Genomic DNA, 13,436 nt, shown 5'->3' with positions numbered 1-13,436 from the left:
ACTTGCGGCGTTACTATTCCATTATTTCTTCTTATCCAAATTTAATTTTGCAAACGCATCCGCAAACGCTGAGTTGATCGGCGCCTCCGCCTCCTTCTTCTGCTGGTTTAAATATTTGGCCACGTCCTTTTTCGATACGCCTGCGCCTTCCTTGGCCCGGCGGTCCTTGAAGGATGACAGTTTTTCCTTATAACCACATTTGCATACAAAGATCTGACTGTCTCCTTTTCCGCGCAGCTCCATCTTCTTATGGCAGACCGGGCAGCGTGCGTTGCTGGTTCTGGCTACGGTTTCCCTGTGGCCGCACTCCCTGTCCTGACACACCAGCATCTCGCTGTTCTTCCCTTTTACGAGAAGCATCCGTTTGCCGCAGACAGGGCATTTTGTATTTGTCACATTATCGTGGCGGAACTGGCCCTCTCCGCTTTTAATCTGGGAGATCAATTCATTGGAATAGGAGCGGATATCCTTCATAAAGGCGGCACGCTTCAGCTTTCCATCCGCAATTTTCGACAGCCGCATCTCCCAGTCAGCAGTCAGTTCCGGTTTTCTCAAATCCTCCGGAACCAGGGTGAGAAGCTGTTTCGCCTTAGAGGTCAGGCAGATGTCCTTCCCCCGTTTCTCCAGCAAGAAGCTGGAAAACAGTTTCTCAATAATATCTGCTCTGGTGGCGACGGTACCCAGACCGCCTGTCTCTCCCAGCGTCTTCGCCATAGCTTTATCCTTCGATTCCATATAGGCGGTGGGATTTTCCATAGCAGAAAGCAGTGTCGCCTCGTTAAATGGAGCCGGCGGCTTCGTCTTTCCTTCCGTCATTGTGACGGAAAGCTTCGGAATCCTGTCCCCTCTCTTTACATCCGGAAGTTTCTGCGCGCGTATCTCCTGCCGCTCCGAATCCTCCCCGTCATCCTCGTCGTCCTCCTGCCCCTCATAGACCTCCCGCCATCCGGCGCTCTTTACAATCCTGCCCTTTGCGGCAAAATTTTCACCGGCCAGTTCTACCGTAAGCTCCGTCTGCTCGTACTCGAAAGGCGGATAGAGAACGGCGATGAATCTTCGCACCACGAGGTCATAGATTTTGCGTTCCTCCACAGTCATATGGTCCAGCTGTACGAACTGCTCCGTCGGTATGATGGCATGGTGGTCCGATACCTTCTTATCATCCACAAAAGACGGCTTAGCCACAATCTTCTGATTCATCAGGCGCCCGGCCAGTTTCCGGTACGGGCCCACGCCGCAGGCCTCCAGGCGCTCCTTGATTGACGGTACGATATCCGAGCTCAAGTATCTGGAATCCGTTCTGGGATACGTCAGGACCTTGTGATTTTCGTAAAGCCGCTGCATGATATTGAGCGTTTCCTTGGCCGAATAATTGAACTTCCGGTTTGCCTCCCGCTGAAGCTCTGTCAGATCATAGAGCTGCGGTGCATACGTCTTCTTCGGAATACGCTTTACCTCGGTTACAAGCCCCTGGCCGCTGCCAGCCTCGATCTTCTTCATAATTCCTTCCACCCGTTCCTTATCAAAGGAGCGGAAGCTCTTTGACTTTTCGTCGCGCCACGTCAGTATGAGCGGTGGTGTCTGGCTCTTTGCCGCGATTCCGTAATAGGGCTTCGGCACAAAATTCTTAATCTCCTCCTCCCGGCTGGCGATAATTGCAAGGGTCGGAGTCTGAACACGGCCGCAGGACAGCTGCGCATTGTACTTGCAGGTCAGAGCTCTGGTAGCATTGATTCCCACCAGCCAGTCTGCTTCCGCCCGGCACATGGCGGCATCATAGAGATTGTCGTATTCATGGCCGTTTTTCAGCTTCGCAAATCCGTCCTTAATGGCCTTGTCCGTGACAGACGAAATCCAGAGTCGCTTGATCGGCTTCCGGCATCCGGTTTTCTCCAGGATCAGCCTGGCCACCAGTTCCCCCTCCCGGCCTGCATCTGTGGCGATAATGATCTCGCCCACATCCTTCCTCTGAAGCTGCGCCTTGACCGCACTGAACTGTTTTCCCGTCTGTTTGATCACTTCCAGCTTAAACTGCTCCGGCATCATGGGAAGGTCTTCCATCTTCCACGTCTTATACTTCGGGTCGTAATCTTCCGGGTCCGCCAGCGTCACCAGATGCCCCAGCCCCCAGGTTACAATATATTGATCGCCCTCCAGCGCGCCGTTTTGATTCCTTCCGCAGCGAAGGACCCTGGCAATATCACGCGCCACCGACGGTTTTTCTGCTATTACTAAAGATTTCATTTTGTTTATTTCCTTCCTGACCCCGTTTACTGCCGGTTGTCCACTTTTTGCATGCTGTTTAATATCTCTGTGATGGATTCACTTCTGCCATCGCTGTAAAGAGCAATCAGAAACATGAGGTGAGATCCGATCTCCCTGCAATAGATATCCTCGTTAACATCGGCCGACAAGGATAGCTTTATATAGGAGTATCCGCCCAGCATTACACTCTCCGTTATGGTGGAAGGAGTCCCGCCGGCCATGATCTGCCGGCTCATCTCCTCTAAACAGGTTTTCGGAGTGTAGCCGTAATAATCAGAAGATGGGGACTCGGTATCCTCATAACATATCATCAAATGGGCCAGGCTTTTCCCCTGCTCCATACTGAAATTGCTTCTGGAATCCACAACAAAATCTAAATAATTCTGACTTCTGTCCCAATCCCGAATGGACCATTCAGCGTGGCCTCCCGGAAAGGTGATTTGATAATCAGCCCATTCGTTTGTAAATATACTTCCGCTTTCGTTTAAATATGCAGCTGGAGAAAGGGCAGATTCCTCTACACCGGGTTCTTTTGTCTGACTGCATGCACCGGAAGCATCAAAATCATAACTGGTTCCATGGAATACCTTCCGGGTATTTCGCAGCATATGCCCATCCGGTTCCAGATAATACCATAGGCATTGATCCCACAGCCAGCCGGTATCCATATAGCCATCCCGATTTAAATAGTACCATTCTCCCTGCACCTCAACCCATGAATTGATCGTCGGCTCACCATTGTCCTGCAGATATTGAACTCCCTGTTCTGTCCTGTTCCAGTCTCCATTCGCCAGCACAGCGCTTGCTTCACTTGCTGTCAGAGCCCCGGTAAACAGCGTACATAGAAGAATTCGCTTCCACTTCATGCATTTACCTCCTAAAAGAATTCCGCTTTATTCCTGTGCCATCTGGAGTCTCAACGTCTCACTGTGCCGGACAGCCAGTTCTCGTACCAGTATAACATAAATTCCAGACAATTTCAGCCCTTTAAAAATGATGGAAAACAGCTTGTCCCAGGCCGCCTGTCCATGTTATACTACTATCACAAAACCGATGATAGCCTTTATAAGAAGCTATCGCCACAGGAATCCGGTTTCTGTCCGCATTCCTTTCTGCCCAATTCATCTGGCATTCTACGTCCGTTCGGACTTAAGAATCCCCATTTACCAAAAATCAATGTAAATAACACCAAAAAATAAGCAGGGCTATTGTCTGTTTTTGAAAAAAACATTATAATGGAGATAGGTTCTTATATAGCTGGAAACGGAGGCTATATGAGCAATACGAATGATGCAGGCGGCTCCAAAGATATACCGGACAACTTTCCGGCGGAAGATCTTGTCTTAAAGAGCGCTATGCAGTTTTTCGGAGATGAACTGCTGTCATACTTAAAAATCACTGCGGAACCGGTAACAGTCGGCCAAACGGAATTTGTCCATCTGGAAGCGAAGCAGCTATATGAAGACTTTAACTTCATTAAGCCTGACCAAAGCTGGATTCATCTGGAGTTTGAGAGCGACAGTATCAAGGAGGAGGATCTGCGCCGCTTTCGCAGTTATGAAGCAGTCACCGCGTATATCTGTCACGTCGATATCACGACTTACGTGATCTGTTCATCAACCGTAAAGGAAATCTTGTCAGAATTAAAGACCGGACACAACACCTACCGGATCATCCCGATTCGTCTGAAAGACAAAGACGCGGATGAATTACTTGCCAGGCTGTTTGAAAAGCAGAAAAGCGGAGAAAAGCTGGAACATTCTGATCTTGTCCCCCTGCTGCTCACCACATTGATGTCTGGTACCACGAATCAAAAAGACCGGATTATTCTGGCAAATCAGCTGATCACTAAATCCGGCGCTATATCAGAGACAGATTTAAAAAAGATGCAGGCAGTCCTGTATACACTTGCAAACAAGTTTCTGTCAAAAGACGATTTAAACCAGGTAAAGGAGGTGCTATTCATGACACCATTAGGTGAAATGCTGGTGAAAGATGGATTTGAAAAGGGCATAGAAAGAGGCGCCGGCGCTCTGATTTCCATTTGTCGGGAAACAGGATTTTCCTATGATGATACCCGTAAAAAGCTGATTGAAAAGCTGGAACTGGACTCCCCCGCCGCAGTCAGATATATGGAAGAATTCTGGAGCCGGACCTCTGTCTGATTCCTTAAAAGGCCGCCTTGATATCACGACTGCATAAAATAATCTCACCGAAAAAAACAGCGGCAGAAAGAACCACTAAGGCTCTCTCTGCCGCCAAAAGTCATACGCTTTTGCATAGATCCGGACACTTCTCTGACCTATATCCGATACTTCTCATACTCCAACTCACAGGGATTTCCCTTGCAGAACAGGATCTCGCCCTTTGTCAGATTAATAATCATGGAGAATTTTATCGCTGGCCTATACGCCGGGAGTCGCCCAGCCCTGCGTGGAGATCCACCGTAATCCTGAGGAGAGTTATGAACTCACCGGCCGCGGAAACTTAGTAGCCGTCGTCACAGACGGAACCGCGGTACTTGGCCTCGGTGATATCGGCCCAGAAGCCGCCATGCCTGTCATGGAGGGTAAATGCATCCTGTTCCGGGAATTTGCCGGAGTCAATGCATTTCCCATCTGTCTGGCTGCAAAGGACGTGGATGAGATCATCCGGACCGTGGAATGCATGGCCCCCACCTTTGGCGGCATCAATCTGGAGGACATTTCCGCCCCCAGGTGTTTCGAAATTGAACGAAGACTGAAAGAGCGGCTTTCCATCCCTGTCTTCCACGACGATCAGCATGGGACGGCCATCGTCGTGCTGGCAGGTCTCATCAACGCATTAAAGCTGACCGGAAAGAAGAAAGAGACTGCTCGGGTCGTGATCAGCGGCGCCGGGTCTGCCGGAATCTCCATCTGCCGCCTCCTCATGTCTCACGGCTTCCGTGACATCGTGATGACGGACAAATGCGGGGCGCTGGCCCCCGGAGAGTCCTTTATGAATCCGGCCCAGCAGGAGATGGCCGCTGTCACCAATCCGCGCCAGGAACGCGGTCCGCTGGAGACAATTATCAAAGACAAAGATATCTTCGTCGGAGTATCGGCCCCCGGGATTGCAACATCGGCCATGATCTCCACCATGGCACCGGATTCTATCGTATTTGCCATGGCTAACCCGGTTCCCGAAATTATGCCGGACGAGGCGAAAGCCGGCGGCGCCCGTGTTGTTGCCACCGGACGCTCCGATTTTCCGAATCAGATCAACAACCTTTTAGCCTTCCCGGGAATCTTTCGCGGAGCGCTGGACGTCAGTGCTTCCGATATCAACGAGGATATGAAAATAGCTGCCGCAGCGGCTATCGCCGGTCTGGTAACCGATGAAGAGCTGTCTCGTGACTGTATTATTCCGAATCCACTGGATAAAAGAGTCAGCGCTGCCGTCGCCAGAGCCGTAGGAGAAGCGGCGGTCCGCAGCGAAGTCGCACGCAAAGTGAGGAACTGATTGTATGAAACTGGAAATAGGCTTCGGCACCACCCCACAGATTGTGGAGCTGCCTGATAAAAACGTAGACGGAATTCTCTATCCCAATGAAGTAACCGTCACCACCACCGGGGCGGAGGAAGTGAATCGTTCACTCTCCCATCCGATCGGAACACGTTCCCTGGAGGAGATTGTAAAAGGAAAGGAAAGAATTGTCATTGTAACAAGCGATATCACACGCCCCATGCCCTCTCACGTCGTTCTCCCGCAGCTGTTGGAACGCGTGTATGCAGCCGGGGTTAAACCGGAATCGATAACCATCGTATTTGCCCTCGGCAGCCACCGGACACAGACAGAGGAAGAAAAGCTCCATCTCGTCGGGGAATCCGTCTACCGCCAGGTGCGCTGTGTCGATTCCTCGGAATTTGATTTCGTTCACATGGGCACCACTCCCGGCGGCACTCCCGTAGACATCTGCCGTCCTGTGGCAGAGGCGGACTGCCGTATCTGTCTGGGCAACATCGAATACCACTATTTCGCCGGATATTCCGGCGGAGCAAAGGCTATCATGCCGGGAGTCTCCACAAGGGCGGCGATCCAGGCCAACCACTCCCGCATGGTCAGACCCGATGCGTGCGCCGGCAAGCTGGAAGGCAATTCCCTCCGGAAGGACTTGGAGGACGCTCTTGTCTGCTGTCCGGTTGACTTTATTGTCAATGTGGTTCTGGATGAGACCAAGCAGATCGTCTACTCCGTCTGCGGAGATATCATCACGGCCCACAGGGCTGGCTGCCGTTTTCTGGACCGTTTTTACCGGAAAGAGATCAGCCGCAAGGCGGACATCGTCCTGGTATCCCAGGGAGGCGCTCCAAAGGATCTGAATCTCTATCAGACCCAGAAAGCCCTGGAAAATGGTAAATACGCGGTTAAAGAGAACGGAATCATCGTCCTGGTCGGCTCCTGCCGGGAGGGTATGGGCGAACGGGTCTTTGAGGAATGGATGCTCCGCGCGGACCGGCCTTCCGACTTAATTAAGCGCATCGAGACCGATTTCCAGCTGGGCGGGCATAAGGCCGCGGCGATCGCCATGGTTCTGGAACATGCGAAGGTATTTCTCGTCTCTCACATGGAGGAAGAATTTGTCAGAAATATATTTATGACACCGTTCTCGTCCGTTCAGGAGGCTGTCGATCAGGCCTTTGAGGAATTAGGGGCGGAGGCTTCCGTACTCGTTATGCCGTTTGGAGGATCTACGCTTCCGGTGGTTGGGGATACGTAAGTATTTACTGCTGGCCACCTTTGCCGTAACAATTATATAAATGCACAAAAACGCATAACTATGATGTTTATGCGTTTTTGTGTTTAGAGCCGAATGCCCTCTACAAATAGTTCTTTATATCGCACTGCTCAACCACCCGCTTTCCCAGCAGTGTGATTGCCTGCACCGGACACTGGTTGATACAGCGGTAACACATCGTACACCGTTTTCCCGGCACAGCCGTTTTATCCTTTACCTGAATATTTTCCATAGGGCACAGGCTGGCACACATTCCGCAGCCAATACACCGACCTGCGTCTATCTTCATCTTATCAGTATATTCCTTTGTCTTATAAAAGAAATACAGCCTCTGCCCAAACAATCCGGCCAGATGCCAGAGAACCCCAAGGCCTTCCCGGGGCGGTTCCCCGCATTTTAAAGCGGCAGCGGCCTTCTTTATTTTGCTGCCGGCATTCACTACCAGCTCCCTGTTTTTCTCCAATGGCCTTTTTAAAGCTCTCTCATCGCCAATGCTGTCAGGCATCTTCACATGCACACCGCCTGTAATAACGGCGCCGTATCTCTTCAGCAGCCTGGCCATAATTCCTGCTCCATCCCCGCTGAACAGCCCCATAGTGGCAATGATAAAGACTTTTTTGCCCTTCCAGATCTCATGATTGGAAATCACGTAATCCTTTAAAATCTTAGGTATGCTGCTGAATTGTACCGGGTAGCCCAGAACAATCTCGTCCTGATGCCCTATTTCCAGCGCCGCATTTTCATTCTCGATGGAAAATGCCTCAGCCTGCGGTTCATATTCCTCCAAAAATTTCTCCACACAGTATCTCGAGTTACCCGTTCCGCTAAAATAGATCCCAACCATCCTTTTTCTCCTGATCCCGATCGTTCAACCGTTTCTGTACGTTTCCAGCATATCACAAATCCACTCCCCTATCCAGAAGGGATTAAAAAGCGTAGTGCCGGGCGGCTCTAGCACCTGACCACAATATAGTTTGATTTTCCACTCGAATCCGCAATATCTGATAACATAAAATCTTTCATACATGCTACAATTTGACCGTGATAAAAAAGTGCCTAAACAACGGGCCGGCGTTTACGGTTCACTCGTCAGTCCGTTGGTATAAGTCACCGTATTCATTGTTTTTCGATACTTCAAGGGAGACATGGTCATATACGTTTTGAACACCTTCTCAAAATACGTGATACTCTCGTATCCAAGCTTACGGGCAATCTGCTGCACGCTCAAATCCGTCTCCTCCAGCAGCCTCTTCGCCTCCCTGATGCGGTGAATATTCAAATACTCACTAATGCCGTATCCCGTAATTTCCTTAAAGGTGCGGCTCAAATAATATTTGCTGATATAAAACTGGTCGGCCAGCAGATCCAGCGTTATCGTTTCATCAAAGTGCTCCGAGATATAGTCGGCCACCGCGTAGATATTCTGGTATTTGGAAGGCGCGCTCACATCCGTATGTTCAATGGCCGGAGTATGATTTTCACGCATAAAACGAATAAAGTACTGGATAATTTCCGTCTCGATCATGGCCCTGTAATTTCGTTTTCTGCTGTCAAATTCATCCTGAAGCCTGGTATAGAGGTCGATAAACTCCCTCTGCTGCCTTTCGTTCAGCGGAAATACCCCATAGTGCTGGTGAAAAAACTTAACCAGGTTCAGATTCGGGAACAGCCGGTCAAATTCCTTCATTTTATCCCGCTCCACATAGAGGATAATGCGGTCATGGCCGATTTCCTGTTCGCTGTTCGCCGTGGTCATATGAATCGAGTTTTCATCCACCAGAATCAGCGATCCGCCTTTTACCAGATAAGAACGGTTGTCAAAGAAGAAACGCCGTTCCCCTTCCAGCAGATAGAAGATCTCATACTGGTTGTGGAAATGCTTTCCATGCATATTAAAATGACCCTTGCGTATCATTCGTTCCAGTTCGATGCCATCGGTCCTGGCGTAATAGATGACGGCTTCCATGCCTCGTCCCTCCTGTCTGCAGCATTTGGAACCATTATATAATAAAACCCGTTAATTTTCTATAAGAAAGGAGTCTCCTACTCATGCAGGAACTGAAAAAAGAAGAAATCACCCGAAAACTTGACCTGGTCGTAAATAAGCTCTTAACGCTCGGCGGCCCTGAAAATGAAACAGAACTGGAGAACGGGGGCGAAAGCATCGGCTTCTTCCGCCGTGATTTCGGAATCAGCGAATGGGACTGGCCGCAGGGCGTCGGCCTATACGGTCTCTACAAGATCATGATGGTTGAAAAAAAGGATGAATACCGCGAGTTCTTATGCAGCTGGTTTAAAAGCAACATGGCCGAGGGCCTTCCGTCCCGCAACATCAACACCACCACTCCGCTGCTGACGCTGGTACAGCTAAACGAAATCTGCCCCGATCCGGAATTTGAGTCTCTCTGCTTAAGCTGGGCCGACTGGCTGATGCGCTGCCTCCCCCGCACGGAGGAAGGCGGCTTCCAGCACGTGACCAGCGCCAACGGCGACCGCCTGGGCGTCCGTTTAAATGAAAATGAAATGTGGATCGACACCCTGTTCATGACCGTTCTCTTCTTAAACCGAATGGGCCAGAAATACAACCGCCAGGACTGGATCAGTGAGTCCATCCACCAGGTACTCTTACATATTAAATACTTATACGACAAGAAAACCGGTCTTTTCTACCACGGCTGGACGTTCAATACGCGCGATAATTTCGGAGGCGTCTTCTGGTGCCGCGGCAACAGCTGGTTTACCGCAGGGATTCTGGAGTATCTGGAGATGTTTAAGGGCAGCCTGGATGCGGGCGTCCGGGAATTCATTGTAAACACTTATAAGAGCCAGGTCCGTACGTTAAAAAAGCTGCAGAGTCAGTCAGGATTATGGCATACCGTACTCGATGATCCGGCCAGCTACGAGGAGGTCTCCGGCTCCGCCGCCATCACTGCGGGGATCTTAAAGGGAATCAAGCTCGGTATCCTCGATGATTCCTATCTGGACTGTGCCTGGAAGGGCGTCCGGGCCGTCATGAATAATATCGATGAGGAAGGCACCGTACTGAACGTGTCAGGCGGCACCGGGATGGGGGCTGACAGGGAACATTACAAAAAGATATTGATTGCGCCGATGGCTTATGGACAATCACTTACGATTTTGGCTTTGATTCAGGCGTTAGACAATTTAAAATGATATTTTCACATTCCCCATCGCCCTCTTATACTCACTCGGCGTGCATCCGCAGCAGGAACGGAAGACCTGGCTGAAGTAGTGAGGATTATCACCGAAGCCGGTGGCTTCGCACAGCTCGTAGACCTTGATGTCGGGCCTTTCTGCGATCAGTTTTTTAGCGCGGTCCATACGTAAGTCCATGACGTACCGTGTAAATGCAATTCCGGTTTCTTTCTTGAAGAGCTTGCCGAAATAGTCCGGGTGGATGAAGAGAACCGTTCCGGCTACTGCGGCGATGGAGAGTCCCTCGTCGCTTATATGATCGTGTACATACAGCATGGCCTTTTGCACGGTACTGCTGAAGCTGGCCTGGTTCCTCTCTGACCTGTCGGTCTCCCACTGCGTTAAAAGCTGGCGAAGCATGGCCGCCAGACCGTTAAAGTCGGTGCGGGCACTCGTCATTAAAAGCCTGACGATTCCGGTTTCCCGAACGTGTTCATTCGTGTATTTGGCCAGAAGAAGATAGAGTCTGGCACAGTAGGTCCTTGTTTCTTCCGGAGACTTGTTTAAGCGCCGCAGGTCGTATATCACATCTTCCATCTCTGTCAGAGCCAGCTCCGCATTTCCGTCCTTTACGGCTTCTTCCAGCGCGTCAAAGCAGGGCTCCCCTTCTGCGGATTTCGTATCTTCTTCGGATAAGATGCAGAACTTGTCGTAGTAGAAACGGTATGAGGAGATTCTGGTCAGAAGGCTGTAGCGGTCTGCAAGGCAATCCCTGGGGGTGACCGGAATCCAGGATACAGAAAATGGGTATTCGTTTTTTTCACTCCACTCCCGGATCCCCGACAAGAGAAGGCCAAAATCAATTGTTTCCTGATTTACCGCAAATACAACGTGGCCCATAAACAGCGTGACGACTGCCCTGCTGTCCCGGCGGGGTCCCAGGACTATCTGTTTTATGTTTTCCAGGAGTATATTGAGACCTCCCAGATTTTCTTCCTCCCTCTCGCAGGGAATACACTCCGCCAAGATATAACCGGAGCCCAGAAGCCGGTCAAGACGGCCGTTGTCCGGCCCCCCCAGCAAGCCATTTTCCAGCTGCTGGGCATTGGCATCCCGGATCGTCTGTTTTACAGTCCCGCGCAGCATCTCATCCTGCTGCCGGGCTTCCTTTTTTTCTTCTATCTCATGAAAAATCCTGGTGATTGTATCACTTAAATCCAACTGGGAAATGGGCTTTAACAGATAATCAGAAACACCGTAATGGATAGCCTCCTTCGCATAGGCGAAAGAATCATAGCCGGACAGAACCACTGTCGGTATGTCCGGGTACACTTTTCTCATCTGAGAGATAAATTCCAGGCCGTCCATTTCCGGCATGCGGATGTCTGTAATGATCAGGTCAAACCGGTACTGCTCCATTAATTCCAGAGCCTGCAGGCCCGTCATGGCGGGCACAGGCTCAATATCCAGAGAAAGCCAGATCGGCAGTCTCATAATTCCATTTACTATGATGCGTTCATCGTCTACAATCAGTGCCCGGTATTTCAACTGCTTTCACCTCCTGGCTGGCATATACACAGCGTAATCCATGTTCCCCGCCCTTTTTTTGAATAAATCCTTAACCCGCTGCCGGTTCCTCCCAGCATCTGAATCCGATCCTCTATATTTAACAGGCCGATTCCCGTATTGTCAGGCACCCGCCGCTCTCTGATCTGTGCCAGTATCTGTTCCGGAATCCCCGGCCCGTTATCCCAAATGCAGAGAATCAGGCGGTTTCCCTTCCTTCTGGCCCTGATTTCGATCAGACACGGCTTCATGGTAACCTCAGCCGCGTATTTCACCGAATTTTCCAGAATCGGCTGAAGAGAGAGTTTGGGAATCTTCATATCCATACACTCTTCCGGAATGGTGAACGCCACTTCCAACCGTTCCTCCAGCCGTATTTTCTGAATCGTTACATAGCACGATAAAAGTGTCAGTTCTTCCCTCAGCGGTATCAGGTACTGCTGCTGTTTCGTCGCTTCACGGAAGAGAGTCGCCAGAGACTGAACCATACTGGATATCTCAGGCCGCCCGCTGTCCATGGCCAGCCAGTTAATGGCATCCAGCGTATTATAAAGGAAATGGGGATTAATCTGCGCCTGAAGGACCTTGATCTGGTACTCCTTCTCCTTGATTGTCCTTAAGTAATTGTCTTCCACCAGCCGTCCGATCTCTCCCGTCATAAGGTTGAAGTTAGCCGCCAGTTCCTCGAATTCCATTATATCCGTATCCAAAAGGTCTCTGTCAATCTGTACCGAAAAATCCCCTTCCTCCACCGCTTTCATTTTCCTGCTCAAAAATGCGATAGGAGCCGTTATGTGATGAACCACACGGGCCGTCGCCAAAAATGACGCAATTAATATGAATAAAATAGCCGCTGTAAAGAATATCATCAGCGTGTTCGTCGATGTCATCATCTCTTTGTATCTCTCATACCCCAGATACGTAATCCCGGGAAATTCAGACTCCCCCTCGGTCCTGAAATACCGTCCGGAGCCTCCATTTTTTTCTTTTCTCACAGAATCCAGCAGCTCCGGGCTGTCAAAGATTCGCTTGTCTCCCGCGTAAATGGGATTTTCATGGTAAAAAATTACGATATTGCCCTTCGCAAGGCTTCCCTGCCTGCTCTCCGCCATCATCTTATCCAGATTCACACGGATCAGTATCATGCCCAGCGGGCGGTGTCCCCCAAACGGGGTGTCATAGAGTTCCCGGCCATAGAGCAATTCCTGGCCATTCCCCCGTTCCAGCCACACCGGCTCCGTTCTGGAAGAGCGTTCCTCCATGAGAAGCCTGATTTTCTCCTGCTCCTCCTCTGTCAGGTTGTAGTCCAGGCTTCCCGTCGCGTACTGGCGTTCCTCTAAGTCTGTTACAATAATGGAGACTGCGTCATTTGCCACCAGCGATCCGGTAATCAGGCGGTAATACAAATCATCTACCAGTGCGTAGCGGTCCTCCCTCTCCTGGTTTACCGCCCGCAGCGCCTCCTTCACCGTCTTGTCATTCATGATGTTAAAAGCGATGTTTTCGACAAAATGAAGGGTGTTTTCTATATTCGAAAAGGAGGCTTCAAATACATTAGAAGTCTCCGTCTCCATATCCTGGCGGTAGATGCGCTGTGACAGAATCACGCCGGCCCCCGCGATCAGAAAAAATATAATAATATCAATCCACACGAGCTGCATCATCTTATGATGCAGCCCTCTTTCCTTCT

The 13,436-nt window shown here is 50.3% G+C and carries 9 protein-coding genes and 1 pseudogene; 4 read left to right on the top strand and 6 right to left on the bottom strand.

Annotated elements, in window-relative coordinates:
• Positions 1-21 precede the first annotated feature (21 nt).
• Together M1L66_RS02385 and M1L66_RS02380 are read right to left on the bottom strand one after the other, a co-directional pair.
• Positions 22-2,244, bottom strand: coding sequence for a DNA topoisomerase III (locus M1L66_RS02385; RefSeq protein ID WP_434690566.1), 2,223 nt, complete (start codon positions 2,242-2,244; stop codon positions 22-24).
• Positions 2,245-2,270: 26 nt separating this feature from the next.
• Positions 2,271-3,131, bottom strand: a complete 861-nt coding sequence (locus M1L66_RS02380; RefSeq protein WP_187023614.1) for a hypothetical protein — start codon at positions 3,129-3,131, stop codon at positions 2,271-2,273.
• Between the two features lie 408 nt (positions 3,132-3,539).
• On the opposite strand from M1L66_RS02380, the gene M1L66_RS02375 reads away from it, so the two are divergent.
• The 3 genes and pseudogenes from M1L66_RS02375 (at position 3,540) to larA (ending at position 7,006) form a co-directional block, all read left to right on the top strand.
• Positions 3,540-4,430, top strand: a complete 891-nt coding sequence (locus M1L66_RS02375; protein WP_434690563.1) for a hypothetical protein — start codon at positions 3,540-3,542, stop codon at positions 4,428-4,430.
• A 229-nt stretch (positions 4,431-4,659) separates the two neighbouring features.
• Positions 4,660-5,748 (top strand): annotated as a pseudogene (locus M1L66_RS02370) (NAD(P)-dependent malic enzyme); the annotation flags it as partial.
• Between the two features lie 4 nt (positions 5,749-5,752).
• Positions 5,753-7,006 (top strand): nickel-dependent lactate racemase, encoded by a 1,254-nt coding sequence (gene larA, locus M1L66_RS02365; protein WP_434690561.1) that lies wholly within the window; start codon positions 5,753-5,755, stop codon positions 7,004-7,006.
• A 100-nt stretch (positions 7,007-7,106) separates the two neighbouring features.
• Here the strand turns inward: larA and M1L66_RS02360 are convergent, their stop codons facing one another.
• Complete coding sequence (locus M1L66_RS02360; protein WP_434690560.1) at positions 7,107-7,868, bottom strand: EFR1 family ferrodoxin; 762 nt, start codon at positions 7,866-7,868, stop codon at positions 7,107-7,109.
• A gap of 231 nt (positions 7,869-8,099) precedes the next feature.
• Positions 8,100-8,990, bottom strand: a complete 891-nt coding sequence (locus M1L66_RS02355) for a helix-turn-helix transcriptional regulator (protein WP_187023611.1) — start codon at positions 8,988-8,990, stop codon at positions 8,100-8,102.
• Positions 8,991-9,073: 83 nt separating this feature from the next.
• Between M1L66_RS02355 and M1L66_RS02350 the strand changes: the two genes are divergently transcribed.
• The gene (locus tag M1L66_RS02350; protein ID WP_156832698.1) at positions 9,074-10,198 is read left to right on the top strand and encodes a glycoside hydrolase family 88/105 protein; all 1,125 of its coding nucleotides are present in this window, start codon (positions 9,074-9,076) and stop codon (positions 10,196-10,198) included.
• On the opposite strand, the gene M1L66_RS02345 is transcribed toward M1L66_RS02350, so the two are convergent.
• Both M1L66_RS02345 and M1L66_RS02340 read right to left on the bottom strand, forming a co-directional pair.
• A complete protein-coding gene (locus M1L66_RS02345; protein WP_434690558.1) occupies positions 10,190-11,728 on the bottom strand; it encodes a response regulator transcription factor in 1,539 nt (512 codons plus the stop codon). The genes M1L66_RS02350 and M1L66_RS02345 overlap by 9 nt on opposite strands.
• Positions 11,725-13,410: a sensor histidine kinase gene (locus M1L66_RS02340; RefSeq protein ID WP_187023608.1), complete on the bottom strand. Its 1,686-nt coding sequence runs from the start codon at positions 13,408-13,410 to the stop codon at positions 11,725-11,727. The genes M1L66_RS02345 and M1L66_RS02340 overlap by 4 nt, the downstream gene beginning before the upstream one ends.
• Positions 13,411-13,436 lie beyond the last annotated feature (26 nt).

It is taken from the genome of Hungatella sp. SB206 (assembly GCF_051132295.1).
Classification (GTDB): Bacteria; Bacillota; Clostridia; order Lachnospirales; family Lachnospiraceae; genus Hungatella; species Hungatella effluvii.
The sequence above is the reverse complement of the archived record's forward strand: the minus strand, read 5'-3'. Positions and strand labels throughout refer to the sequence as shown.

Bases quoted from the DNA above. Each gene is read 5' to 3' on its own strand.
- M1L66_RS02385 (WP_434690566.1), bottom strand. From the start codon at position 2,244: ATGAAATCTTTAGTAATAGCAGAAAAACCGTCGGTGGCGCGTGATATT.
- M1L66_RS02380 (WP_187023614.1), bottom strand. From the start codon at position 3,131: ATGAAGTGGAAGCGAATTCTTCTATGTACGCTGTTTACCGGGGCTCTG.
- M1L66_RS02375 (WP_434690563.1), top strand. From the start codon at position 3,540: ATGAGCAATACGAATGATGCAGGCGGCTCCAAAGATATACCGGACAAC.
- larA (WP_434690561.1), top strand. From the start codon at position 5,753: ATGAAACTGGAAATAGGCTTCGGCACCACCCCACAGATTGTGGAGCTG.
- M1L66_RS02360 (WP_434690560.1), bottom strand. From the start codon at position 7,868: ATGGTTGGGATCTATTTTAGCGGAACGGGTAACTCGAGATACTGTGTG.
- M1L66_RS02355 (WP_187023611.1), bottom strand. From the start codon at position 8,990: ATGGAAGCCGTCATCTATTACGCCAGGACCGATGGCATCGAACTGGAA.
- M1L66_RS02350 (WP_156832698.1), top strand. From the start codon at position 9,074: ATGCAGGAACTGAAAAAAGAAGAAATCACCCGAAAACTTGACCTGGTC.
- M1L66_RS02340 (WP_187023608.1), bottom strand. From the start codon at position 13,410: ATGATGCAGCTCGTGTGGATTGATATTATTATATTTTTTCTGATCGCG.